The sequence below is a fragment of the Pedobacter kyungheensis genome, assembly GCF_000812965.1.
GTDB lineage: Bacteria > Bacteroidota > Bacteroidia > Sphingobacteriales > Sphingobacteriaceae > Pedobacter > Pedobacter kyungheensis.
Genome location: NZ_JSYN01000032.1, coordinates 48,139 through 74,118, shown reverse-complemented (window position 1 = coordinate 74,118; position 25,980 = coordinate 48,139). Strand labels below are relative to the sequence as shown.

The following is a 25,980-nucleotide window of genomic DNA, read 5'->3' as shown; positions in this document are numbered from 1 at the left end:
TTCACCGGTGGCGGAATGGAGAAATCTATTTAGACAGATTTCTCGGCTACGTTGCACTCCGCTCGAAATGACGACCCCCGAAGAGGCTGTCGCTTATATTGATTTTTATACAATAAATTACACCTCAGTATGACAGTTTAAACTATTTAAACATACCTTTAAGCTTGGCTAATTTTTCCTGTAAATCGCCATCGGCATCTTTTGGCTCATTACGGGGTTTAAAGTTTTGCTTATTGTTATTCGGTTTGAAATCCTGTTTTGACCTTTCTTCCCTTGGTTTTCTGCTTTGGTCTTTTTGCTTTGGTCTTTCTTCGGTTTTCATCGATAACGAAATCCTTTTGCGGGCAACATCCACTTCCATTACTGTAACCTCTACCTTTTGATGCACTTTTACTACATCGTTAGGGTTGGCCACAAAGCGGTTTGCCAGCTGACTGGTGTGTACCAATCCATCCTGGTGAACGCCGATATCGACAAAGGCACCAAAATTGGTAATGTTGGTAACAATACCCGGCAATTTCATACCTGTTCTTAAATCTGAAATTTCATTAACCCCTTCTGTAAAGCTAAAAGCTTCAAATTGCTCGCGTGGATCGCGGCCAGGCTTGGCAAGCTCTTTTAAGATGTCGTTAAGGGTAGGTAAACCAATTTCATCAGTAACATATTGTTGTGGCTTGATTTGTTTTTGCAATTGGGTGTCTTTCATTAATGCCGAAACCGTTGTGCCCAGGTCTTTAGCCATTTTGTCTACCACAGCATAGCGCTCTGGGTGTACCCCGCTGGTATCCAATACATTTTCTGCATTGCGGATGCGCAGGAAACCTGCTGCCTGCTCGTAAGCTTTGTCACCCAAACGTGGAACTTTTTTAAGACTTTCGCGGTTTTTAAAAGCACCATGGGTATTTCTGTAATCTACAATATTTTGTGCCAAAGCCGGTCCTAAGCCTGAAACGTAGGCTAAAATTTGTTTAGAAGCGGTATTTAATTCTACCCCAACCGCATTTACAGCACTTATTACGGTATCATCTAAGCTAGCCTGTAATTTGTTTTGATCAACATCGTGCTGGTACTGACCAACGCCGATAGATTTTGGATCGATTTTTACCAGTTCTGCCAATGGGTCCATTAAGCGGCGGCCAATAGATACCGCACCACGAACAGTAATATCCTGAGTCGGGAATTCTTCGCGTGCCACTTCAGAGGCCGAATAAATAGATGCACCACTTTCGTTTACCATTACAATGGTGATATGTGGTAAATTTAAACCCCGAACAAAAGCTTCGGTTTCTCTTCCTGCTGTTCCATTACCAATGGCTATAGCTTCAACATCATGCTTTTCGCAAAGCTGCTGGATAGTGAATTCGGCATTTTTAACATTTCCTTGCCCGGTATGCGGATAAATGGCAGTATTTTCTAATAATTGACCTTGCTTATCTAAACAAACTACTTTACAACCCGTGCGGAAACCCGGATCAATGGCGAGTACATTTTTTTGTCCCATTGGTGCTGCCAATAACAGCTGACGCGCATTTTCGGCAAAAACACGGATCGCTTCTTCGTCAGCTTTTTGTTTGGTGAAAACACGTAATTCGGTTTCCATGGCTGGTTCCAGCAAACGTTTGTAACCATCTTCTAAAGCTTGCTGTACTTGTTTGGAAGCTGCGTTATTTCCGGTAACAAACTGGTTTTCGAGTAAGGCAATAGCATCCTCAGCAGGAGGAAGTGCATCTAAGCGTAAAATCAGTTCTTTTTCGCCACGGCGCATAGCCAGCACACGGTGCGAAGCTGCAGTTTTAACGGGCTCATTCCACTCAAAATAATCTTTATATTTAATGCCCTCTTCTTCTTTTCCTTTAATTACTTCGGATTTAAATTCAGCTTTTTCCTGAAAATAGGTACGCATTTTGGTACGGGCTTCTGCATTTTCCGAAATCATTTCTGCAATAATATCCCTTGCTCCCGCTAAAGCTTCTTCTAAACTATTTACACCTTTTTCGGCATCAATAAATTTATCGGCTTCAGTATCCAGATCGAAACTACCCTGATCAAAAATCTGTAAAGCAAGTGGCTCCAGTCCTTTTTCTTTAGCAACTGATGCACGCGTTTTACGCTTAGGCTTATAGGGCAAGTAAATATCTTCTAAAAGCGAAATGGTTTCGGCCTCGTTAATCTGTTTCTCCAACTCAGGGGTTAATTTTCCTAAATCGGTCATTGATTTTAAGATGGCTTCGCGGCGTTTATCCAGATCGCGTAATTGTAAAACGCGGTCGCGGATTGCAGCTACTTCAACCTCATCTAAACTTCCGGTTAATTCTTTACGGTAACGGGAAATGAAAGGTACGGTTGCGCCTTCATCTAACAAGTTTATCGTGGCAGTTACCTGCTTTTCTGCAACGTTTAATTCGGCTGCAATTATTTTATGGTGGGTTAACATATCAAAAATTAAAAGATCAAAGCTAGTTATGATTTTTAGAAATCAAGGCTTTTTAAAATCAAGTTTTCCACCGAAATGTGTGAGTAAATTCTCCAGAAAACTGATGTAAGGGTATCTTGTAAGGTATTTTATTTCTTTTTTGGTGTTTTCTCCAAATCACGTTCAGCTTTAAATTTGGTTATACGGGTAATCAGATCTAAAGGCATGGGTTGATCTAATGGGAACTGTACCGCGCCCTTGCTCCATTTATAATTAACAAATTCATCTTTAAAAGCTTCGATTCCCGAACCTGTTGGGTAAAAACCAATATGTTTGGCGTAGCCTGCAAAATAAACTAAAATTCCCTTTTGCTTAAAAGCTGGCATGCTGTAACTGATAACTTCTTTAGCATCGGGTACAGCCAGATGGATTGTTTCACGTACTTGCTGTAGCAGCTTCTGGGTTGCTGCAGGGAAATTAGCAATGTACTGGTCGATGTTTTCGGGTTTTGGCTGTTCCATAATTTTATCTTACTATGAAATTACAAAGAATCTCCGATAAATGATCAGCTGATTAAGATATCATATTTTTGGAGTAGTCCAGCCAAACCCGATTGCGAGAATTTCGCTTTTTTAATCCGGTTGTTATCGGGATCGATTGAAAAATTATAAGCTGTCCTGAAATCAGCTTTTTCTAACATCGTTCTGTCGAAAGTAGCATTGAGTAAATCGCAGTTGTCGAAAGTTGAACCAGACAGGTCTGTTTCTGAAAAGTCAACTTCGTGTAGTTGCGAATTTTTAAAGGTTGTTTTTTTTAATTTGAGTTTGTAGAAAGAACAATGATCCAGTTTTGAATTGCTAAAGTTGAATGCCAAACCAAAATCATTACAATTTTCGAACCTTAGCCCCAGCATTTTGCAATCGCTAAAGTTTACTTCGTTGAATGTTGTTTTGGTAATATTAGCTAAACTTAGGTTGCAATGGGTAAACTGACAATCCAGAAATTTAACACCGCTTAAATCTGAACCTGAAAAATCGCAATTGATAAATTTACAGTTTTCATACTCTGCTTTTGGTAAGGCACGTAAGGTAAAATCGGATTTTTCGAAAGTTTGGTCGGCTGTGTATTCAGACATGGAGGATATTTTTCTTATCAGCGAAGATAAAAAATTAAGGTTTGGCCTAACTGCTGTAATTGAAATTTTATAGATAAAACCTCGCAGGTTTCGAAAACCTGCGAGGTTTTATCGCAAAAAAAAATCCCCCAAATTAATTGGAGGATTCTAATATTTAATGAAACTCTGCGCTATGCGCAGAATGGCAATTTATTTTGTTGCGTACATTACTTCTTTTACTGCCTTAATTACACGCTCTGCATTTGGTAAGCTTGCTGCAATTAAAGTTGGAGAGTATGGAAGCGGAACATCGGCACAAGTGATACGTAAAACTGGTGCATCTAGGTAATCGAATGCATTTCTTTGTACGTTGAAAGCAATTTCTGAAGAAATTGAAGCCAATGGCCATGCTTCTTCAACTACAACTAAGCGGTTTGTTTTCTTAACTGACTCGATAATGGTTGCATAATCGATAGGACGAACAGTACGTAAATCGATTACCTCTACATTAATTCCTTCTTTGGTTAATTCTTCAACAGCAGGATTTACCACGCGTGTTAACATTTTACCAAAAGTTACGATTGTTACATCGGTACCTTGTTTGGTTACGTTGGCTTTTCCTATTTCGATATAGTATTCTTCAGCAGGAACGTCGCCTTTATCGCCGTACATTACTTCCGATTCCATGAAGATAACCGGATCCGGATCAATAATAGACTGTTTTAATAAACCTTTTGCATCGTAAGGTGTAGCCGGAACTACCACTTTTAAACCTGGTGTGTTAGCATACCAGTTTTCGAAGTTTTGAGAGTGTTGTGCACCTAACTGGCCTGCGTTACCTGTTGGGCCACGGAAAACCATTGGGCATGAAAACTGACCACCGCTCATTGATAAGATTTTAGCTGCTCCGTTGATAATCTGATCGATTGCAACTAAAGAGAAGTTAAATGTCATGAACTCTACAATTGGAATAAGGCCAGCAGTAGCTGCTCCAGTTGCAATACCAGCGAAACCTAATTCGGCAATCGGTGTATCGATAATACGTTTAGCACCAAACTCATCAAGCATGCCTTGACTTACTTTGTATGCACCGTTATATTCTGCTACTTCTTCACCTAATAAAAAAACGCGGTCATCTTTACGCATTTCTTCGCTCATGGCTTCGCGAAGTGCTTCTCTAAATTGGATTTCTCTCATTGTAAATTTTAATAACGGTGGCAAATATAATTATTAATCGCGTTGAAACCAAAGGCAATAATCTGTGTGTTTTGTAATAATTGTACTTGATTACGAGGTTTTTTACATGCGATTTTTGCTAATTGCAGATAAGGGAAATATTATTGTGCTTTTGCGCCAGTAAAAGAATCGATTGCTTGCTGGTTTGCTTGTTTTCCGAAATATTTTTTTTGAAAAAATGTATCCCGAAATGAGAAAAGCTGGTTTTTAGTGGTTTGGATTTAATAAACCATAAATTTCGCTGTCTAAAAACTGCCCCCTGAAATAATAATCCTGCCTGAAAAGGGCCTCTTTTACAAAACCATGTTTAAGCAGTATTTGCCTAGAAGCGTCGTTTTCAACATTGATGTTAGCCTTGATGGTATGCAGATTCATGTCCTGAAAACCAAAATCGATCGTTTTTTTCAATGCTTCAGAAATGATGCCCTGGCGCCAGTAGTCGGGGTGAAGCATGTAGCCGATTTCGGCCCTGTGGTTGGCAAAATCGGTACGCCAATAGCCAATAGAGCCGATCATATTCGCGGGATCTTCTTTTCTGGCAATTACCCAGGCTAAATTGTCGCCATTTTCGAAACCTTCGTTAAAGGTGGTAATGAATGTTTTGATTTCTAACAGGTCTTTTGGTCTTTCCCTATCGATATACCTCATCACCGTTTCATTGGTACGCATGGCAAATAAATTATTGGCATCTGATAGCTGATGCTCGCGGAGGATTAACCTTTCGGTTTCCAATACAGGGAATTTGGTGAAGTTTAAGGTTAGCATCAGATCTCTTTTTGTATTACAAATTTATATTTATCCTCAAATTCTTTTACCTCATCGGCAAATGATTTTTTTGAATGATGAGCTTCCTGGTTTTTGATATAATTGATAACCGAATTTAATTGTGAATCGCTTACCGAAACAGCATAGTATTCTCCTTGCCACATAAATGGAATTTCGGTTAATTTATTTTGGTTAATCCAAAAGGACGATTCTCCTTTAATTAACTGAGCAACATTTGAAATAGATTGATCCTTTCCTAATGAAATTAAGCAGTGTAAATGATCGGTAAACCCATTTATCGATTGGAGAAAAATGGATTTGTTTTTACAGTTATCCATAATATGCTTATGGACTTTGTAGCGGATATTCTTAGTTAAATAGGGATGTCGGTTTTTAGTTGAGAACACCAGGTGTACCCAAATTCTTACGTACGACATAATTTAATATTTTAGACTATACTAAACCAATATACGTTTTTTTGGCTAAAGCCATATGGAAATTTTATATCTTTTCAGTCAGCTGAAGCTGACTGCGATGAATTTTAGATAAGCTAAATAAATACAGTAGTTTCCAATTGCATCAGCTTTAGCTGATAGCAAGAATTACTAACCGGATCCAATCTACTTTTAGCATAACTAATTCATCGCTGTTGGCTTCAGCCAACAGCCAATAAAAAAATGCACTATTGGCTTTAGCCAAATTATTTTCCAAACAACGTTTTGTAAATAGAGTATTTGTAATTATCCTCCACCGTGCTGGCCACAAAATAAGGTGCTTCAAAAAGTTCAGTCAGTTTTTTTCTAAGCTCAGCTAAGAATTCTGGTTTTATTTCTTCCAGATATTCTCCCGAAAGGGTTTGCCTGCCCGATTTAAACCAAACGCCATCTACAGCCATGGTTTTAACCACATAAAGATTCGGCTCTACCCTGGTTTTGCCCGAAAATTGCTCGTATGCGTAAGTGTAAAGCAAGGTTTGCACCAGCGCTTTATTGATGTTTTTCCCATCTGAGTTGAAAAGTTCGGGAACATCTTTAAAAGTGAGCTTGTCACTTCCGGTTTTGTAGTCAACAATTCTGGTTACACCATCTTTTACATCCACACGGTCTATAAAACCGAAAATTTTAACACTAGCTTCTCTGTTGTTTAAAGGAAAATTGATTTCTGCTTCAACTTTTTGTTCCAAACTGATGATGTTAAAGGGCGTTTGGTTTTCGTCCTGATTTAAAATAATGTTTACATAGGCCTCAACTATAGACAAAATTACCTTCTGCATGCCTTTGTATTCCATAACCTTATCCGGATGGTTAAACATAACTGCATTAAAGGCTTTTTGGGTTAAAGCAGGAATTTGCTTTCTTTTTTCCCTGATCTTGTCGATAGTTATTTCTGCTTTTCTCAAATCTTCATAGAAATATTCCATCACCTTGTGCAAAATAGAACCAATTTCGTTGGCTTCAACCACTGCACTAACTTCTTTGGGTTCTTTAATACCCGCAATGTAGTTGAAAAAGAAATCGATCGGATTGGAAATATATTGCGTTAGCGCAGATGGCGAAAGGACTTTTTGTTTATCGAGGTATTTTTGCAGCGTTTGCTGGATAAAGACATTATTGGTTTTTTCAATTTTTACTTCCCTGAAAGCTTCGGTTTTTACTTCTAAATTAAGTTCATGGTAGGCAAAACTGAAATTGCTTTCGTACTCCAGCTGTTTTAAAATCCGGCTAACTTCACCTGATGTAGATTCGTCGGTGAGGCTATTGTAAACAAAGTTGATCTGCTTTGCTCGTTGCATTAGCCGGTAAACCATATAAGATGAAATGGCATCGAGGTTTTCGAGTACAGGTAGGCCATACACGCGGCGGATGCTATCGGGAATAAAACTGTTACCAATAGATGATTTAGGGATAATCCCTTCGTTAAAACCTAAAATGACCACTTTATCGAAATTCAGGTTCCGCGTTTCCAGCAAACCCATCAACTGTATGCCGTTCAAAGGATCGCCTGAAAGTGGAACTGCTATGGTTTGCAGCGATTTTTGCACCAGATAAATGACAAAGGTTATATCTTCTTCTCCAATATGTTTGCCAAAGGTATCGTGCAGTCGGTTAAGTTCCTGAATGGTTTTAACAAAAAGCTCAGCGTCGATTTTTTTAAGCGTTTTGGCATTCGACAGGCGGGTTAAAATAAAATCGAGCACCGACAGCAGATAAGGTACTACATTTTTAGGACTATCGATTTTTTTATAAAAAACTTCAAACAAGCCACTTTGCCTCAGTAAACGTTCGTGCTGAATTTCGACTTCATTTTCGGTTAACAATGCAGTGAGGATTTTATCGCGCATTTTTTGGCTCAGGCCGGTTAGCGGGTGGGTTAAAAATGCCTCTACATTTTTGTAGCTTACTTTGCAGTTGTGTATAATTTCCAGCTGACTGGCAAACCACAAATCTGCCAAACCGAAAATACTGGAGGTAGCCAGGGCAAAACCCATGGTTACGTTTAAGTCGATTGTTTTTTGGTTGTAACTGGTAGGGATGGTTTGCAGGGCAGGTAATAGCAGGCTTTCGTCGGCCAGAACCACAACGGTAGAGCCAATTTCTTTTTGATCTGAATAATCATCGGCCAGGATGTTGTTTAAAATTTTGGCTTGTGCCGATTGTCCCTGAACTTTAAAAACATTAACCTGATGTGATTCTGTTTTCATCAGGCTGGTATTATGTTCAAACTCATTTTTTAAACCCAATAAATTGAGGTTTTTACGTAAAAATAAGCCTGCTTCCTGTAAAGGATCGTCTAAATAATATTCGTCTGCGTCGAAATAAAAAAGCGCTTTGCCTGCTTGCTGTAATTGTGTAAATATTTTAGCTTCGGCCCTGGTTAGTGCATTAAAGCCTACCAGAATAATCTTCCCTTTTTCAAAATCTACAGGTAAATTTTGTTGTTGTCCAATTTCTTCAGCTAAGTGTCGATATACATAACCATTGGTTAAATAATCCTGAGTTTTAAGGGTGGCGTGAAACTTATGATAAAGTTTGGGCATTCTGCGCCACATTTTAATAAAAAGCTCCTGCTGTTTTTTATGTTTCCCTTCTGAGTAGGAAGTCCAGAATTGAGCTAGGAACTCATATTGTTCGGGGCTTAAATAATCGAAATCTTTATTGATTACTGAAATATCTTCCAGGTCGCGGTAGAGTTTTTCTGCATCAACTAAGTCGTTATCTATCTGGGTAAAATCGCTTAAAATAATTTTGGCCAGCGGGAAAAATTTATGGCTTGATATAGGCTCCAGTTGTTCTTCGGCTAAAAGTTGATTGTAAATTTTATGCAGGGTAAAAAACTGCAGGTAGAAATCGGCAATTTTATAGTTGGTAGCAGCAGCAAAAAACTCTTGTATGGTATAAAATGAAGGACTAAAAAAAGGTTTTTGAATAATATCGGCCAGGTATTTTTGCATATAGGCAGCGGGGCGCTTGTTGTTAAAAACAATAGCGCAATGCTGGAGGTTAGTACCAAACCGCTCAATTAAATCTTCGGCAACTTCTTGTAAAAACGGCTTAATCATTTAAACTAACTTTAATTTGCCGGTAACGGCGTAAAACAAATAGGCCGAAACCTGACTGTGCCCCATATCCAGAAGCAGTTTTTTATAATTTTCTACCTGCTCCAGGTGTTTATCGCTTTCGGTAAGTGTAAACTTATAATCCAGAATAATTACTTCATTATTATTGAACAAAATGCGATCGGGACGGTGAAGTTTACCTTTTGCATCAATAATATTTTTTTCGGTGATGCTGCCAGTGGCTTTGCTTAAAACTGCCTTTAGATCAGTATTTTCGAGCACCTCCAAAGCCTTAGATAGCAGGTTTGGTTTTTCATCCTCCTGGATAATCCCGTCTAAAATCAAACTGGTAATATAATCTTCAACTTCTTTTTGGGTACTGGCATTGGCCAATATATCGTGAAGCAGTGAACCTTTTCTACCTGATTTTTCGATATTAACCAGATGTCGTAAGTGTTTATCTTCTGATGGAATATATAATTCTGATAAGCGTGTAGTGGTCGGATAATTTTGCAGATCAATAAAATTTGCTTCATCCTTTTTGCTTTCAACTGAAACAAAATCTACAATTTCGTATACCCCATTTTCATCAAACTCATTCTCGAAAGTGAGATTGATCACATCACCCATATTGGATAGCTTAAATTCTTTTTTGGCCATTGTGGCGATATAGAGGTAATCTTTTGAACGCGTAGTAGCCACATAAAGCATGTTTAGCGCATCCATGTTGTTGTAAAGCAATTCCTCGTAATAGGCTTTGGCAATGGCTGAATCGGCGAGCGCTTCGTTGTATTTGAGTGGAATACCACGCAGTTCTTTGTAAACGGTTTCATCAGAGGAAACCCAAAAAGTTCCGTTTGCCTTGCCTTTGATTTCCCAATTGCAGAAGGGAACAAAAACCGCCCTGAAGGCCAAACCTTTTGATTTATGAATGGTAATGATCTGGATTGCATCAGCACCTTCTGGCGAGGGTAAAGACTTTTTAATTCCATCTTCTTCCCACCAGGTTAAGAAAGCAATAATTCCTTTTTCGCCCAGTTTGCCGGCAGACGCGGTCAAATCCCTAAAAGCGAGTAAATAGGGGAGGTTGGCCGCCAGGTTTTTTAAACCGTAACTTTCAATTAAGATTTCTACCAGTTCCGGTAAGGGCAACTGTAGCCAGCTTTGCCAGTTTTCGCACAGGGCAGGTGGTAAAACTTCGGTAAGGCTGTTTAATGGTCGGTTGCTGAGGTTAAGGTAATGATTAGCATTTACCTCTTTTTCTTGTATAGCATGATAAAGCGCAATGCAGTTGGCTTTGTATAAGGCTGTTTGCGATTCTAAGCCAATGAGTACTTTAAGGGTATTGATAATAAGTTGTATGGCCGTATTATTCGAAATTAATAAAGCATCGCCAGATAAGACAGGTAATTTATGCTCCATTAATTTTCTAACGGTAAGCATGGCTTCACTGTTTGAACGAACCAAAATAGCAATGTCTTTTAGTGCATAGTTATGCTCCCGGAGTATTTTGATTTCGTTGATAATGTCATCAAGGACAATATCCCTGAAAGTAGTTTCGGTAAAACGGGCCTCGTTGGGGGCATGCTCTTTACCAAATTTTTTAATCTTTATAGTGCCTCCTTTTGGCGTATTGGGAGCGAAGTTCTGTGTCGAAGTACCGTAAATGTCGGTAATAATCTGGCTATAGTTTTCGGCCTCCCACCACGAAGAAATGCTATCTGGTTTAGTTAGCAGGTTTTGGTTTAGTTCGTTTTGCAGTGCAAGCGGGATAGACCGGTAAAGAAAATTATTAAAAGTGATGATGTTCTCCGTACTCCGGTAATTTTCTGCTAAACTATCTTCCATTACATTTTCGATACCTACATCGCGCCTGGCATGTTGATGCAGGATGTTCCAGTCGCCATTACGCCAACGGTAGATAGACTGTTTAGTATCGCCCACAATTAAATGATCAATCAGTGTTTCGCTTGGTGTAGCAATGGCATTGGTAAGTAGTGATTTAAAACTTCCCCACTGACTGGTTGAGGTATCCTGAAATTCATCGAACAGGAAATTGCGGTACCGGTTGCCCACTTTTTCCCAGATAAATGATGGATTATCGCCCGCATCTTCGGTAATTCCTGAAATCAATTTCTGTGCATCGCTGATGAGCAGGTTATCATTTTCTGCACGGTATTCTTTCAAAAGCACAGCAATTTCTTGCATTAGCCTTAAATAATACAGGTTCTTGTTAAATGCAATAGCCAGGCTATAGTTGGGTAAATGCTGCTGGTAATGGTCTTTAAGCTTTTTAAGCAGCGGATTTACAATTTCGTAGGCATCAGGGAAGCTGGCATTTTTCTGAAACCACTCCTCTGGTTCATCAATGAGGTTAAAGAGTGGCTCAATTTTAGAAAAATCGCCACGTGCAATTAGTATGACTTTAGCGAGTGCACTGCGCGATTTTCCTTTAAGGTGTTCGTTTTCGACCCCAGTAACTCCCAGGGCTTCATGTGCATCGGTAGCAATGCGGATAATTTCTTCCTCAAAATTTTTGATTTCGGTTTTTGTAATGCTGATGTATTTTTTGAAAAGTTCATCGATATTCTCTAAGCCCAACGCAGTTACTGCATCTTCAAAAATCTGGAAACGTTCAGAAAATATCTCACCGATCAGGTTGTAAAGCTCAAATTTATAATTCCAGCTTTTATTATCGCTGATGCGTTCAATAGCCAGATCGATAATCCATTGTAAGAGTTGTTTGTTATGGTCTAAAGCCTCATCCAGTTTAGCTACCAGGTCATCTTTAACTTTATCATAATTCATCTCTAAATTATAATCGGCATTGAGGCCCAGCTCGAAAGCGAAACCGCGGATTACTTTTTGCACAAAACCATCAATGGTACTGACAGAGAAACGGCTGTAATCGTGCAGGATTTTACGGTAAATTTTATCTGCTTTGAATTGAAGCTCCTGGCCGCTGATTTGCGGATAGGCCTGCAATATGAGTTGCCGGTAATCGTCTATTTTTTTTGCCCGATTGCCCTTTGCCAGGCCTAACAATACTTCCAGGATCCGGGTTTTCATTTCCTCGGTAGCCTTGTTGGTAAAGGTAACTGCTAAAATTTCCCGGTATTTATTTTCCCCTGAAAATAGGAGCGTAAGGTAATGCGCTGTTAAACTGAACGTTTTACCAGAACCTGCAGAAGCTTGAAGAATTTTGAGTGGTTTGGGCATAACTTTTATCAATTCCCCTCCGGAGGAGGGGTGCCCGCAGGGCGGGGTGGTTTAGTGCTATTATTAATTGTGTTTAATTTTTTTGGCTGATAGTTAAGGTGATATTCCATATTCTTTAATGAGATATTCTTCCAGCCCCATAATTACAAACTCCATTTTTTTCATTATATCACTAACGGATATCCGATATACTTTTAATCCCAGCGATATTAAATAATCTTCACGGCGTTTATCATAAACCTGTTTATTGTCGTGGCTTGAACCATCAATTTCAATGATTAAGCTAAGTTGTTTGATGTAAAAATCAACAATGTAAGGGCCTATTACACGTTGCCGGTCGAAATCTATCTTATGAAAACGTTTTTTTGTTACCTGCATCCAGAAGAGTACTTCCGGCAAGTTTCGGGCTTGTCTTAATACTTTTGCTCTGTCTTTTAACCGGGATTCATACGGTAGAACTTTAGTTGGGCTTGTTGCTAAACTTATGCCGTTAATGATTAATTTTCCAGTTACAATACCAGACACCCCGTCCTGCGGACACCCCTCTGAAAGAGGGGAATTTAGAACGCCAGAACCGACAGGTGTGTTAGTTTTTTGTTGCATAACGGGCTTAAATACAAAAGCATATTTATTAAACCCTAACTTACAACAATTTAAAATCTTCCCGAAATCATGATTTCAACAATGCTATTCTCTTAAGCTTTTTTCTTTTTCTTCAGTGGTTTACGCCTGATCCTTTCGGGCCTTTCTGACATTTCAATTTTTAAGCCCAGTAAATCGCGGATTACTACTGATGCGCAGGCGCCCCCAAATGCTGCAGGAAGGTAAGAAATGGTACCATAGGCCGAACGCTTAAAGTTGCTGCCATCGGTCATAATCATCGAATTTTTATCGACCTCTTCAGTAGAGAAAACTGCTTTGATTTTAGCCGCATTTTCAAGTTTATTTAGCCGCTTGCGTACATAGCTGGCAAAAACGCATTGGTAGGTTTCTGGAAGTAAAGTAATTCTTAGTTTAGTCGGGTCTAATTTACCACCGGCACCCATTGAACTCACAATCGGAATATTTTTCTGCAGTGCTGTAGATAGCAAGGTAATTTTAGGCATTACACTGTCAATGCAATCCATAATGTAATCGAATTTACCTTCTAAAATCTCGCGGCATTTTTCGGGGGTAAGGAAAGTATCGACTACATGAAGCTTGAGCTCGGGATTAATTGCCTGTAAGCGCTCGCGCATAATTTCTGCCTTACCCATCCCGTGATTGGTAGCCAATGCTGGCAATTGTCTGTTCCTGTTGGTGGGATCTACCACATCACCATCAACAATGGTCATCTCGCCTACGCCCGAGCGGCAGATAAATTCTGCAGCAAAAGAGCCTACACCTCCTAAGCCTATTACCAAAACATGTTTAGCTTGTAGTTTTTCAATTCCTTCATTTCCTACAAGCAAGGCAGAGCGCGAAAGCCAGGTTACATCAGACATATCAATTATTGTATTTAACCACAGATGAAAAGGATGGACACGGATTTAGTTTACTTTATAACTCAATGCTTTGCTTTAACTAAGAAGTAAAGCTTTCCGTGTTTTCTGCGTATCCGTGGCTAGTTTTTTAAATTCAATTTTTTCCAGTTGGCAAAAATACAAGCTTTAAGTTCATCAACCGTACATTTTTTTAAATTGGCTGCGGTCTCATAAATTTCTAGTATAGAAGTGGCTGAATCGTCGGTTTCGAGAAAGAAGTTGTCGATTTCCTGGATTAGCTTTGCTGCACCTGAATCTTTTTTTAATATGGCCGTGCCAAAGGAAAGCAGAAAACCTTTACTTAGTAGTTGTTTACCTAAGACTTCATTTTTATTAAAACCGTGGATAATCATAGGAACTTTTACCTGAAGCTTATCTTTTAGTGCAATGAGCTCGGAAAAGCATTTTACACAGTGCAATATCAAGGGTTTGTTCAGTCGTTGGGCAAGTTTGATTTGCTCAGTTAAAATAAGCAGCTGGTTATTTACATTTTCTCCTCTGAGTTTATCAAGACCACACTCACCAATTAATTTCACGTTAGCTTGTTTGCCTACTACTTCCAGGTAACGCATTTGCAATTCGAGGGTTTCTAGCCTGGCAAACCAGGGATGCAGCCCCACAGAAATTGGCTTTTTTTTAGGCATAGCTAGAAAGATATCGCTGGTTAACGATAAACTCTGGATACTAATGGCGCCCTGCTGCTCTGCTGTTTTGTGGGTATGTAGATCTAAAAAATCCATTGAAGGACAAAGATAAAGAAAATGAAATAGGGAAAATATTAGTATGGAAGCGGTAAGATGGAAAACTGTGCGCGAGATTAAACCATTTTCATGGATGAAATTCTATGGACTATCTAATGTTTGCGTTCTGTAAAGAATTTGCGAATAATCTATTACATTAGTCGGCTTTCTTATTTTTACTTTATTATTCTAAAAAATCATGAAAAAGATAATCATTCTACTGGTGGCTGTGTTTATATCGACGGCGGCTTTTAGTCAGGCGAAAAAAGAAGGGGTTCATATTTATAATCCTCAAGCCGATGCCAAAGCGGATATTGCAGCAGCAGTTGCAAAGGCAGCGAAAGAAAATAAGCACGTTTTATTACAGGTTGGCGGGAACTGGTGCACCTGGTGTATTGCTTTCCACAATTTGGTTGATAGCACTGCCACTTTGAAAAAATACATTAACGATAACTTCGAAACCGTATTGGTTAATTATAGCCCCGAAAATAAAAACGAAAGTGTTTTAGCCAGTTTAGGCTATCCGCAACGTTTCGGTTTTCCGGTATTTTTAATTTTGGATGGAAAAGGAAAAGTATTGCACATTGAAAACTCTTCGTACCTGGAAACAGAAGAAGTAGGCGCGAATGGCAAAAAGAAAGTTGGCCACGATGTAAAGAAGATAACCGCTTTTTTAAAAGGGTGGACGACTACAGCAGTTAATCCTGAAACATATAAACCAAAAGCAAAGTAGTTTTACAAAGCTTTAGCATAAAAACGGCTGATCAAATTGTTAAATTTGATCGGCCGTTTTTTTAATCATCTAAATCGTCGTCGTTATCTTCAAAATTATCCAGATTAAGTTCATAAGAAGGTCTTGAAGCTTCATCGGCTTGTTCCAGCATATCTTTATCATACTCAATGCTGGTATCATCGCCGTTAATTTCGTTGATATTTTCTACCTCATCCTCCCGGCGCAGTGCATCGTTAGGATCGCTGGAATAGTTGTCGTTTTCCGGATCTATCATAACATTAAGATTTATAGTTAGATAATCACTTTAAGTGGGAAATTGTTTTGGAAAAAAGTTGAAAGACTAAAGACCTTCACCAAATTTATAATTCGGCGCTACACTTACCGGCAGTTTTCCCGTTGGCACCAATCTGTTATTAATTACGGCTGCGGCCGAAACCTGCATGTAATCTTCTTTTTGATAGGCTACAACAAGTCCTTTGCTATTTTCCAGTCCTGGTAAACCTGCCAGGTTGTATGGATTGGCAAATAAGGCGAAAACAGCATTTTTTCCTGATAATTCTTTAATGAAATTCTTTACTCCCGCATTTAGTGGGATGTTATTGGCCGGGCGGGAACGGCTATCATGAATACCAACAATAACCTGATCAAATGCACCAATTTCGCGGGCAATGTTCGAGATTTGAGTTGGATTGGCATCTTTATCCAGAACATAATAAACCGAGTTATAATAGCCTTTAGCAATTTCTTTCTGGAAAGTGGTAACTGAAGGTACACCAATACTGATAATAGCTGTTCTTCTAATGGGGATTAACCGTTTGATGTAGTCTTTGCCTTTTAATAGTGTAACTGATGCATTGGCAAGTTCCTGTACCAATGCATTACTCGCATTCCGGTTAACGGCAGCAACTATTCCCTGTGTTACCACGGTATCCTTTTTAGCTAAACCTGCCCAGTATTTTGCAGTTAATATCTTGCGCACGCTGGCATCGATATCTTTCATGCTTATGCGATCCTGTCTAACTGCTTTACGTACCAGTTTAATGGCTCTGTCGCTATTTTCAGAAAGCTCAAGGATATCGTTCCCTGCAATAATCCCCATTAAATCGGCTTCGCCGTTTTTGAAATATTTAACCACTCCTTTCATGTCCATTGCATCAGAAATGATTAGACCTTTAAATCCAAGTTTTTGTTTTAAAATGCCCGTAACGATAGGCTTAGATAGAGTGGAAGGTAAATTAGGCGTATTATCAAGTGAGGGAATATTCATGTGGGCAATCATCACGCCCGAGGCGCCCTGTTTAATCAGTTCTTTAAAAGGGTACATTTCTAAAGTATCTAACCGGGTAGCCGAAAAGGTAAGCTGTGGCAAATCATAGTGCGAATCTACATCGGTATCGCCATGGCCTGGAAAGTGCTTTAAAGTGGTTAATAAACCACCATCCTGCATACCTTTCATATAGGCAGCAACTTTGGTTGCTACGTTGTATTTATTTTCGCCAAAAGAACGATAGTTAATTACCGGATTTTTGGGATTGTTGTTGATGTCGGCATCAGGGGCTAAATTCATTTGCATACCCATGCGTTTGTAATCTTTGGCCACCTCTAAGCCCATTTTGTACAAAAGTTCTTTGTTTTGAATAGCGCCAAGAGTCATCTGGTAAGGATAGGAAATGGTACTATCTAAACGCATACCCAAACCCCATTCACCATCATTGGCTACAATTAAAGGCACGTGGCTTAGTTTCTGATAGGCATTGGTGGCAATGGCCTGCCGGCCCGGACCACCCTGAAAAAAGATTACCCCACCCAATTGTTCACGTTTAATTACCTGACCAACCGAATCGGTATATTTTTGCCCCAGGTTAGTGTGCGCACGTACAAAGAACATCTGTGCAATACGCTCCCTGCGGTTTAGTTTATTGAAAACCGAATCGACCCATTTAGGTTGATTGGCTAACATTTCTAAATAGGTTTTTTGTTGTGCACTGCCAGAAAACGCAGCGCCACAAAGGGTAATGAGTATAAAAAGATTTTTTTTCACTTGTTTTGTTGTATCAGGTAAGCTAAATTAATAAACCAAAGCCGTATTAAACAAAAACTAATCCAAGTAATCGATTTAATACAGTATTTTATTAAAAGTGCTCATTATGCAGGATATAGATTAGGATTTATACATTCCTTTACCTTCAATAAAATCGATTACCTTATCGGGTAGGAAAAACTGAACATTCTTTTGTGCTTTAATTGCCTTGCGGATAAAGGTTGAAGAAATTTCCATCAATGGTGTTTGGGTAAAGGTAATTGCCGGATGGTTTTCCCACTCTGTAAGGTTTGCTCCAGGCCTCGGGTACACATAAATCTGATAGTTTTTTAGCAGTACCTCATAGTTTTTCCACTTTTTGAAAGAAACCAGGTTATCTGCCCCCATAATCAATACAAATTCCTTTTCCGGGTATTTTTCATGCAGGTAAGCTAATGTATCAATAGTGTACGAGGGCTGTGGGAGGGCGAATTCAATATCGCTAACGCGGATGTGTTCGGCATTTTCGGTCGCAAGTTTAGCCATCTCCAGGCGGTCGTACATATTGGTTAACCCATTTTTATCCTTTAGCGGGTTATGCGGTGAAACCACCAGCCAAACCTCACCCAGTTCGGTATGGTTGGCCATGTAATTGGCAATAATTAAATGACCGGTATGGATGGGGTTGTAAGAACCGAAGAAGAGTCCAGTTTTCAGTTGGCGGTTTTCTGTTGACATATTCCAGTTTTCAGTTAACAATTTTCAGTTGGATAACACTTAATTAGTATAACAGTTAAGCAGCACCATATTTTTCAGGATTACTCATCATATGGTTTAGGAGTTTCCCAACCTCATCGCTTTGAGTTGTCAATTTCTCGTATTGTTCTTCTGTCAGGTACTTGCATTCGAAAGCAAACTTTAACCAGCCTTTAGTTTCGCTATTCTCCATATCGCTATCTGAAAGTTTGCTGATAAAATGAGCTCTATATCTACGTTTTCTATAAGTCTCAACTAAACATATGTTGGTAGAACGTGAAGATCTTCAGATCTGATCGGTTAGTGAATAGGTTTCTTCCCTGGGAAAAGATTTACTGATTTCAAAAATATTCATGGCCAGTTCAAATGACTTCTTATACACTAATAAATCAAAGAAATCGCCCATAAATAATCCTGATATCCGTTATTAAATGTTTGTCTCGCTGTGTTTATACTTCAAATACCGAAAACTTCAAATTGTAAACTGTTAACTTTTCAAGAAATCACCCACCAATTGCTCGGCTTCTGCACAGGCGGTTGCCAGATCATAATTCTTTAAAATCACATCAAACTTATCAGCATAAAGCAATTCCTTTTCGGCTTTGACAAAGCGTTCCTGTAGTTTTTCAGGGCTATCCGTTCCGCGACCGCTTAAACGTTCTTTTAAGACCTCTAACGATGGTGGCTGAACAAAAATGGCCAGCGCATCTTCTTCATATTTTCTTTTTAAACGGATACCTCCTTCAACATCAATGTCGAAAATAACATGTTTACCTTCGTTCCAGATCCGTTCGATCTCTGAGCGTAAAGTGCCATAAAAAGTACCGTTGTAAACTTCTTCAAACTCTACAAATTCCTGATGGGCTACTTTATGTAAAAACTCTTCCTTACTGATAAAATAGTAATCGTTCTCGTGTTTTTCCGTTCCCCTTAACTCGCGCGTAGTTGCAGAAATAGAAAAGCTCAGCTCAGGAAATTTCTTTAATAAATGATGTACAATAGTTGTTTTACCTGCTCCTGATGGTGCCGAAAATATAATTAATTTGCCTTGCATTTTTAATAGTTTTGCGATTGGCGTCTGGCGTTAAGCGCTTATCGCTTTCCGCCCAACGTTACAACACATTCAGTAATTGTTCTTTTATCTTTTCTAATTCTTCTTTCATTCCCACCACAAACTGTTGCATCTGGGCATCGTTAGCCTTAGCACCCATGGTGTTAATTTCTCTTCCTATTTCCTGCGAGATAAAGCCCATTTTTTTACCGTTTGCTTCCTTGCTGGTTAACGTTTGTAAAAAGTAGTCGCAGTGACTTTTTAAACGTGTTTTTTCTTCCGTAATGTCAATCTTATCAATGTAGTAGATCAACTCTTGTTCAAAACGGTTCTGGTCGATGTTAACCTTACCCACCGCATCCTCTAAAAACTGGTTAAATTTATCGCGGATAGCGGTAATTCTTTTGGGCTCCAGTTCTTCAACAGATTTAAAGTACGACAGGATATTTTTAATGCGCAATTCTAAATCGGCCTTTAAAACGGCACCTTCATCTTCCCTGAACTGGTTAAAATTGGCCAGGGCCTCAGTAAAAATCTTGTAAAGGTGGTTCCACTCGTCTTCGCTAACACTTTCTTCTTTATAACTAATTACATCAGGGAAAGTTAAGGCTGTTTGCAGTAAATTGCTGCTATCGGCACCTAATTCGTTGTTAACGGCAACCAGTTGCTGGTAATAATGGCTCAATAAAGCAGTATTAATGGTAGCTCCTGTAACTTCGCCATTGCTGCGTTCTACATTGATGCTTAAACTTACTTTTCCTCTTTCAATATCTTTGCTGCATACATTGCGCAAGATCAATTCTTTATCAGAAAAAGATTTAGGATATTTTAAATTGAGCTCCAGGAATTTGCTGTTGAGCGATTTGATTTCGACACTATACTTTGCATTTGCATAATCGGCTGTTGCTAAGCCGTATCCTGTCATGGATTTTATCATGCGCAAAGATAGGGTTTTAAGCTGAAAGCAGAAATAATAATGGCCGGGCCTCAGAATTGTGGATAGTTGCAAATAAAATATGACATTGCTGATATTTAGAAAACCAGCGTTCAGTATTCCTTGGCAATTGCAGCCCCGCTTTTCATTACAAGTCCTCGCTGCGCTGTGGGCTTTTCATTGCAATCGGGTTTATTTACTGGATCTGTAGCTTTTGGCCAAACCTGTTCCCTACAAAGTGCAGAACCTTGGTTCTTAAACCTGATGGAAGTGACATCCCCGTCCCGATAGCTATCGGGATAATCGGGATAAAACGGACAGCAGGACTGATTTGGCCAAAAGTACCGGAGCCCTCATTTTCTAATAAAATGAGCCTATTTTTCCAATAGGTTTAAAATCGCGTCAAATGTTTTTTGCTTCAGCTTTTCTAAATCTTCTGCTACCAAACCCTTCACTTCAATAGCTTCGCCAAATACCGTTTTAATAATGCCAGGATTTAACAAAAGTGGATCGGTGCGCGGTAAATGTGCCCTGCTATTGCGTATGGCAAAAGGTAAAATGGGCGTTTGGGTCTCTATCGCCAGGCGAAAAGCACCATCGTAAAAAGGAGCCAATGGCTGGTCTGTTTTATTCATTGTTCCTTCAGGGAAAATTAAAATCGATTGTCCTTCGGCCAGGTCTTTCCGTAATTCAGCTACCGAATGGTCGCGGCTTTCGCGGCTGCTGCGGTCAATCATCACCACCAAACGTTTATAAATCCAGCCAAATACGGGTATTTTAAGCATTTCTATTTTTCCCAGCGGGCTAAAGGCCTGCGGAATGCCCAGTACAATGGCAATAGCATCTAAAAACGAACTGTGATTGCCAACATAGATATAAGCCCTTCTGGTGTCAATTGGAGTGCCCCGGGTAGTAAACCACAGGCAGGTTAGTAAACTAAAGCCCCAGGCCCAGAATTTCAAAAACCAGAACGAAATCTTGCGGCCGGTTTTCTCGTTAAAAATGCCCATGCTGAGGAGAATGAAGGGGCACACCATAACCATGAGTATAAAAAATACAATTGCTGCGTACAATAAATAAAATCCGCCCAGTAGCTTTCTCATGTTATTAACGTTTTGTTAACAGTTTGAACGTGTAACAAATGTTAATTTTACGAAAAATATCTTAGAGATATGAAAGCATTTTTTACGCTCTTTTTTCTTTCACTCAGCTTTCTACTTGCATCGAAAAGTATTAATGCACAGGGTATTGTTTCAAAAGGAGTTGTTTTTGAAAAAGGAACAGATATCAGGATCGCCCTGGCGGTAGTAACCAATATGCGTACCAATCAGGGTGTGGGAACCAATGATATGGGTTTCTTCCAAATCGCTGCCCAAATCGGCGATACTTTATTGGTTCAGAAAAGAAAGTTCGATAATCAGTTAATCATAGTTAAAAGCGATAAGGATTTTGTTGTAAATCTGATTCGTGCAGATATGCTGCTGAATGATATAACAATTAAGGCTGAAAACAAACAAGAAAGCCTATTGGCTGTTAAATTAGAACATAGAAAGAAAACTTATTTTTACGGAAAGAATAGAAGTCCGCTTCACTATATCCGCTACCCGATTGCAGCTATAATGGAATTGTTTAGTGCAGAAAGAAAAAGAGCCAGACGTTTTGATCGATATTACGATCGGGAGCTCAAAGAACAGGAGGTTGACCGGTTTTTAATCTTAGCCTGGTTAAAAGAAATACGAGCTTAACAGGAAAACAATTAGCGTTGTTTATGGTGAATTACCGACCAAAGCATGCACAGATTAAAAACTGGAACATTTATGATGCTGCAGGTTATATCAGAAGATCGGCACAGCAATATTTAGATACTTTAAATAAGCCACTATAAATCATGAAGCATTTGAAACTTATTCTTTTACTGATTGGCTTGACACAAGGCCTTAATGGCATGGCCCAAAATTTTGTGCTTAAGGGTGTGGTGATTGAAAAAGGTTCGAATGTGCGGGTTGCCCTGGCCGAGATTACCAACCTGAACAATAAAATGGGCACAACCAGTAATGAAATTGGCCTGTTTCAGCTCAATGCCAGGGTAGGAGATAGCTTATTGGTTAAAAAAAGGAATTTAACCGATCAAAAACTCGTGGTTAAAACGGAAGATGATCTGGTAATTTATCTGGTAAGAGGCAGTACTATGCTGGAAGAAGTAACGGTTAAAGGGCAAACCAAAAAGCAGGAGATGGAAGATATTAAGCGCGATTTTAAGAATAGCGGCTCTTTTTATGCGGGTAAACCACCATTAATTTTACTAAATCCCTTTGGTGGCAGCCCGTTAACATTTTTTTATGAGTTATTTGGGAAAACTCCAACCAGGGCGCGTAAATTTAACCGATATTATAGAAAAGAGCTGAGTTTAATTGAGGTCGATAAATTTTTTAATAAAAGCCTGGTAACCAGTTATACCAGTTTGAGGGGGAAAGAACTGGATAAGTTTTTGCTTGATTATTATCCCAGCAGCAGTATGGCAAGCAATTGGAACAATTACGATGCTGTTAAATACATCAAAGAATCGGCTAAACAATATACCGATACTTTGAAACGTACCAATTAAATACAACATGAAGAATTTTAAATTTATCATCCTACTCATTCTTTTAACCACGATAGGCTTATTAGCCAAAGCGCAGGATTTTATTGTGAAAGGTGTGGTGATCGAAAAGGGGTCGAATATCCGGATTGCGCTATCCGAAATTACCAATTTGCGTACCGGTATTGGTGTAGGGAGTAATGATATCGGGATGTTTCAACTTAAAGCTAAAATTGGTGATACCCTTTTGGTAATAAAACGGAATCTGATCGACCAAAGGGTGGTGGTAAAAAGCCAGGAAGACATTATTGTTTATCTGGTACGCGCAAGTACCACACTTGATGATGTAACCGTTTATGGTAATACCAAACAACAGGATTTAGCCGAAATTAAAAGGGAATATCGAAACAAGGGGGTATACAATGGTGGTAAAACCACATTATTATCGGCTATATTCAGTCCGCTAAATGCCCTGTACAATTTATTTGGCAGCGATCCTAAGAACGCGCGCAGGTTTGGCCGTTATGCAGATAATGAGATTAAGCAATCGCAGATTGATGTTTATTTTAACCAGAGTATCATTAAAAACAATACAGAATTAAGAGGCGATACCTTAGAGAAATATATGCTCAACTGCCGCCCTGAATTTGATAAAGCCCAATACTGGAATAGCTACGATTACATCAAGTATATTAAAGAATCTTCAAAGAAATTTACCGATACGCTCGGAAAAGGGAAGTAGTAGTAGTAGAGGAGTCCTTAGTCTGGAATCAGTTTGGAGTTCGGAGTTGAGAGTCCAGTTAACCAGTTTAAGCAATTAACAATTGTACAGTTTACAATTGGCGGTTTGCAGTTACTCATAACCAGTTAACCAATTTAAACATTTAACCGATTAACCATTGTACAGTTTGCAGTTAGCGGTTTGCAGTTACTCATGACCAGTTAACCAGTTTAAGCAATTAACCGATTAACCATTGTACAGTTTGCAGTTAGCGGTCTGCAGTTACTCATGACCAGTTAACCAATTTAAACATTTAACCGATTAACCATTGTACAGTTCACAGTTGGCGGTTTGCAGTTATTCTCATTAATAAGTTTGGAGTTGAGTGTTTGGAGTCGGTGAATACAATCCAAAAGATTGCTTCAGCTCGCACAGTTCGGCTTCGCAATGACGATATTCGTTTGGAGTCAGTTAACTCTAATACAGTTTGCAATAGGCAGTTACCAATGAACTAATGACCAGTGAACTGATGAACTTCTAAATACTAAGCGCTTCGCAGGCCTTTTCGGCTGCTAGTTTTTCAGCATTTTTCTTGTTATAGTCTCTTCCGGTACCGTATTTTTCGCCTTCAACAATGGCACTGATGGTAAATAGTTTGGCACTTTCGCCTTCGCCGTTCTGTACCAGTTCAAACATCACGTCTTTGCCGTGGCGTTGGCACCATTCAATCAGCTTGCTTTTGAAATTAGTTTCTGTTTGCTCGAGGGTATGAATATCAATGTGGGGTTTTACAATGCGGCGAAGCAAAAACTCTTTGGTAAAGTTATAGCCCTTATCCATGTAAATGGCCCCAACAATGGCTTCAAAAGCATCGCCAAGCATCGAATTGTGCTTGGTTTGAATGCTTACCGAACGCTGATCGAATTGAATAAGCTTATCGAAACCAATTTTCTTAGCCAATTGGTTAAGGTTAGCTCGGTTTACAATTTTAGAGCGCATTTCGGTTAAGAAACCTTCTTCCTTGTAGGGATAATGTTTAAAAAGTAATTCTGCTATTACCGACCCTAAAACAGCATCGCCTAAAAACTCGAGGCGTTCATTGCTGCTTCTGCTGCCATTTTTTAAAACCTTAGCCACAGAGCGGTGCCTGAACGCCATTTTATATAGCGTAACATTCCCTGGAATAAAGCCTAAAATATTTCTCAGCTTTTTAACAAACTCCTTTTCGGGAGAAAGATAAAGTTTATATAATTTTAATATCGGCATTAAATAAATAACACAATTAACGGCTAATCAGCATATTTAACTAAGTTATCTATTTTTAATTAGCATACAAAATTATATGGCAGCTGCGCTAAATTAATCTTCGTATTTCTTGAAAATCACAGAAGCGTTATGACCACCAAAGCCGAATGTATTACTTAAAGCAGCTCTAACAGTACGTTTTTGCGCTTTGTTAAAAGTAAAGTTCAATTTAGGGTCAAATGCAGGATCATCTGTAAAGTGATTGATTGTTGGAGGAACAATATCATTTTTAACAGCAAGAATTGCGGCAATTGCTTCAACAGCTCCGGCAGCACCTAAAAGGTGGCCAGTCATTGATTTGGTAGAACTGATGTTTAAACGGTAAGCATCTTCACCAAATAATGTACCAATGGCTTTGGTTTCGCTAATATCACCAAGTGGTGTAGAAGTACCATGAACATTGATATAGTCTATATCAGCAGGTGTTAAGCCCGCATCTTTTAGTGCATTTGTCATTACCATTCTGGCACCTAAACCTTCAGGATGTGGTGCAGTGATGTGATTAGCATCAGCACTCATTCCTCCGCCTACAAGTTCTGCATAAATTTTTGCACCTCTTGCTTTAGCGTGTTCAAGTTCTTCTAAAATAATGGTTCCTGCACCTTCACCAGCTACGAAGCCATCGCGGTCTTTATCAAAAGGACGTGATGCGGTTGCCGGATCTTCGTTACGGGTTGATAATGCATGCATGGCGTTAAAACCACCCATACCTGCTTCGTTAATGATTGCTTCAGAACCTCCACTGATAATCACATCAGCCATACCCAAACGGATATAGTTAAATGCATCAATCATGGCGTTGGTAGAAGAAGCACATGCCGAAACAGTTGCAAAATTCGGTCCACGTAAACCGTATTTGATAGAGATATGCCCTGGAGCAATATCAATAATCATTTTAGGAATAAAAAATGGATTGTATCTTGGCGTACCATCACCTTTGGCAAAATTTGAAATTTCATCCAAAAATGTTTTCAATCCACCTATGCCCGCACCCCAGATTACGCCGATTCGGTTGGTATCTAATTTTTCGAAATCGAAACCTCCATCCTTCACAGCCTCATCTGTAGCCACAAGGGCATATTGTACAAACGGATCTAGCTTGCGGGCCTCTTTTTTCTCCAAAAAGTCTTCTGGATTGAAATTTTTAACCTCACATGCGAATTTAGTTTTAAACTTTTCAGTGTTAAAACCCTTAATAGGAGCAGCGCCACTCACCCCGTTAGTCAATCCTTCCCAAAAATCAGGAACATTATTGCCTATAGGAGTGAGCGCACCCAACCCTGTTACTACTACTCTTTTTAATTCCATTTATA

Annotated in this window: 23 protein-coding genes and 1 pseudogene; 4 read left to right on the top strand and 20 right to left on the bottom strand. The window is 39.2% G+C overall.

The window, feature by feature from the left end; genetic code table 11:
- Window positions 1-142: 142 nt before the first annotated feature.
- The 11 genes from OC25_RS22695 to OC25_RS22645 all read right to left on the bottom strand — a co-directional run bounded on the left by OC25_RS22695 (window position 143) and on the right by OC25_RS22645 (window position 14,566).
- Complete coding sequence (locus OC25_RS22695) at window positions 143-2,434, bottom strand: Tex family protein (protein WP_039481133.1); 2,292 nt, start codon at window positions 2,432-2,434, stop codon at window positions 143-145.
- A 128-nt stretch (window positions 2,435-2,562) separates the two neighbouring features.
- Window positions 2,563-2,934 (bottom strand): iron chaperone, encoded by a 372-nt coding sequence (locus tag OC25_RS22690; RefSeq protein WP_039481130.1) that lies wholly within the window; start codon window positions 2,932-2,934, stop codon window positions 2,563-2,565.
- 44 nt (window positions 2,935-2,978) lie between these two features.
- Window positions 2,979-3,548 (bottom strand): pentapeptide repeat-containing protein, encoded by a 570-nt coding sequence (locus OC25_RS22685; RefSeq protein ID WP_039481128.1) that lies wholly within the window; start codon window positions 3,546-3,548, stop codon window positions 2,979-2,981.
- A 189-nt stretch (window positions 3,549-3,737) separates the two neighbouring features.
- Entirely contained in the window at window positions 3,738-4,724 is a 987-nt protein-coding gene (locus tag OC25_RS22680) for a pyruvate dehydrogenase complex E1 component subunit beta (RefSeq protein ID WP_039481124.1), read from the bottom strand.
- 246 nt (window positions 4,725-4,970) lie between these two features.
- A complete protein-coding gene (locus tag OC25_RS22675) occupies window positions 4,971-5,528 on the bottom strand; it encodes a GNAT family N-acetyltransferase (RefSeq protein WP_039481120.1) in 558 nt (185 codons plus the stop codon).
- Entirely contained in the window at window positions 5,528-5,965 is a 438-nt protein-coding gene (tnpA, locus tag OC25_RS22670; protein WP_039481116.1) for an IS200/IS605 family transposase, read from the bottom strand. The genes OC25_RS22675 and tnpA overlap by 1 nt, the downstream gene beginning before the upstream one ends.
- Window positions 5,966-6,228: 263 nt before the next feature.
- A complete protein-coding gene (locus OC25_RS22665) occupies window positions 6,229-9,087 on the bottom strand; it encodes a PD-(D/E)XK nuclease family protein (RefSeq protein ID WP_245222126.1) in 2,859 nt (952 codons plus the stop codon).
- Entirely contained in the window at window positions 9,088-12,303 is a 3,216-nt protein-coding gene (locus OC25_RS22660) for a UvrD-helicase domain-containing protein (RefSeq protein ID WP_039481113.1), read from the bottom strand.
- A gap of 93 nt (window positions 12,304-12,396) precedes the next feature.
- Window positions 12,397-12,906, bottom strand: a complete 510-nt coding sequence (locus OC25_RS22655) for an endonuclease domain-containing protein (RefSeq protein ID WP_082018693.1) — start codon at window positions 12,904-12,906, stop codon at window positions 12,397-12,399.
- Between the two features lie 92 nt (window positions 12,907-12,998).
- Entirely contained in the window at window positions 12,999-13,787 is a 789-nt protein-coding gene (locus OC25_RS22650; protein ID WP_039481110.1) for a tRNA threonylcarbamoyladenosine dehydratase, read from the bottom strand.
- Window positions 13,788-13,906: 119 nt separating this feature from the next.
- Window positions 13,907-14,566: a TatD family hydrolase gene (locus OC25_RS22645; RefSeq protein ID WP_039481107.1), complete on the bottom strand. Its 660-nt coding sequence runs from the start codon at window positions 14,564-14,566 to the stop codon at window positions 13,907-13,909.
- 199 nt (window positions 14,567-14,765) lie between these two features.
- Here OC25_RS22645 and OC25_RS22640 point away from each other — a divergent pair, with 199 nt between their 5' ends.
- Complete coding sequence (locus OC25_RS22640; RefSeq protein ID WP_039481104.1) at window positions 14,766-15,299, top strand: thioredoxin family protein; 534 nt, start codon at window positions 14,766-14,768, stop codon at window positions 15,297-15,299.
- Window positions 15,300-15,360: 61 nt separating this feature from the next.
- On the opposite strand, the gene OC25_RS22635 is transcribed toward OC25_RS22640, so the two are convergent.
- The 7 genes and pseudogenes from OC25_RS22635 to OC25_RS22605 all read right to left on the bottom strand — a co-directional run bounded on the left by OC25_RS22635 (window position 15,361) and on the right by OC25_RS22605 (window position 21,163).
- Window positions 15,361-15,573, bottom strand: coding sequence for a hypothetical protein (locus OC25_RS22635; protein WP_039481102.1), 213 nt, complete (start codon window positions 15,571-15,573; stop codon window positions 15,361-15,363).
- A gap of 66 nt (window positions 15,574-15,639) precedes the next feature.
- On the bottom strand, window positions 15,640-17,340 hold the full coding sequence (locus OC25_RS22630) for a glycoside hydrolase family 3 protein (protein WP_039481099.1): 1,701 nt from the start codon (window positions 17,338-17,340) through the stop codon (window positions 15,640-15,642).
- A 120-nt stretch (window positions 17,341-17,460) separates the two neighbouring features.
- Window positions 17,461-18,057, bottom strand: coding sequence for a nicotinate (nicotinamide) nucleotide adenylyltransferase (nadD, locus tag OC25_RS22625; RefSeq protein ID WP_082018692.1), 597 nt, complete (start codon window positions 18,055-18,057; stop codon window positions 17,461-17,463).
- Between the two features lie 55 nt (window positions 18,058-18,112).
- Window positions 18,113-18,481 (bottom strand): annotated as a pseudogene (locus tag OC25_RS22620) (four helix bundle protein).
- 81 nt (window positions 18,482-18,562) lie between these two features.
- On the bottom strand, window positions 18,563-19,129 hold the full coding sequence (gene gmk / locus OC25_RS22615) for a guanylate kinase (protein ID WP_039481095.1): 567 nt from the start codon (window positions 19,127-19,129) through the stop codon (window positions 18,563-18,565).
- A 58-nt stretch (window positions 19,130-19,187) separates the two neighbouring features.
- Window positions 19,188-20,051 (bottom strand): YicC/YloC family endoribonuclease, encoded by an 864-nt coding sequence (locus OC25_RS22610; RefSeq protein ID WP_039481089.1) that lies wholly within the window; start codon window positions 20,049-20,051, stop codon window positions 19,188-19,190.
- Window positions 20,052-20,434: 383 nt separating this feature from the next.
- Window positions 20,435-21,163 carry a lysophospholipid acyltransferase family protein gene (locus OC25_RS22605; protein ID WP_039481085.1) on the bottom strand — a complete coding sequence of 243 codons (729 nt, stop codon included), beginning with the start codon at window positions 21,161-21,163 and terminating at the stop codon, window positions 20,435-20,437.
- A gap of 69 nt (window positions 21,164-21,232) precedes the next feature.
- Between OC25_RS22605 and OC25_RS22600 the strand changes: the two genes are divergently transcribed.
- From OC25_RS22600 to OC25_RS22590, 3 genes are all read left to right on the top strand, one after another.
- A complete protein-coding gene (locus tag OC25_RS22600) occupies window positions 21,233-21,805 on the top strand; it encodes a hypothetical protein (RefSeq protein WP_039481081.1) in 573 nt (190 codons plus the stop codon).
- A gap of 143 nt (window positions 21,806-21,948) precedes the next feature.
- Window positions 21,949-22,665 (top strand): hypothetical protein, encoded by a 717-nt coding sequence (locus tag OC25_RS22595; RefSeq protein ID WP_052266398.1) that lies wholly within the window; start codon window positions 21,949-21,951, stop codon window positions 22,663-22,665.
- A gap of 7 nt (window positions 22,666-22,672) precedes the next feature.
- Window positions 22,673-23,383, top strand: a complete 711-nt coding sequence (locus tag OC25_RS22590; RefSeq protein WP_039481077.1) for a hypothetical protein — start codon at window positions 22,673-22,675, stop codon at window positions 23,381-23,383.
- Between the two features lie 516 nt (window positions 23,384-23,899).
- Here the strand turns inward: OC25_RS22590 and rnc are convergent.
- Both rnc and fabF read right to left on the bottom strand, forming a co-directional pair.
- Window positions 23,900-24,628 carry a ribonuclease III gene (rnc, locus tag OC25_RS22585; RefSeq protein ID WP_052266397.1) on the bottom strand — a complete coding sequence of 243 codons (729 nt, stop codon included), beginning with the start codon at window positions 24,626-24,628 and terminating at the stop codon, window positions 23,900-23,902.
- A 93-nt stretch (window positions 24,629-24,721) separates the two neighbouring features.
- Window positions 24,722-25,975 (bottom strand): beta-ketoacyl-ACP synthase II, encoded by a 1,254-nt coding sequence (gene fabF, locus OC25_RS22580; protein ID WP_039481073.1) that lies wholly within the window; start codon window positions 25,973-25,975, stop codon window positions 24,722-24,724.
- Window positions 25,976-25,980: the final 5 nt, after the last annotated feature.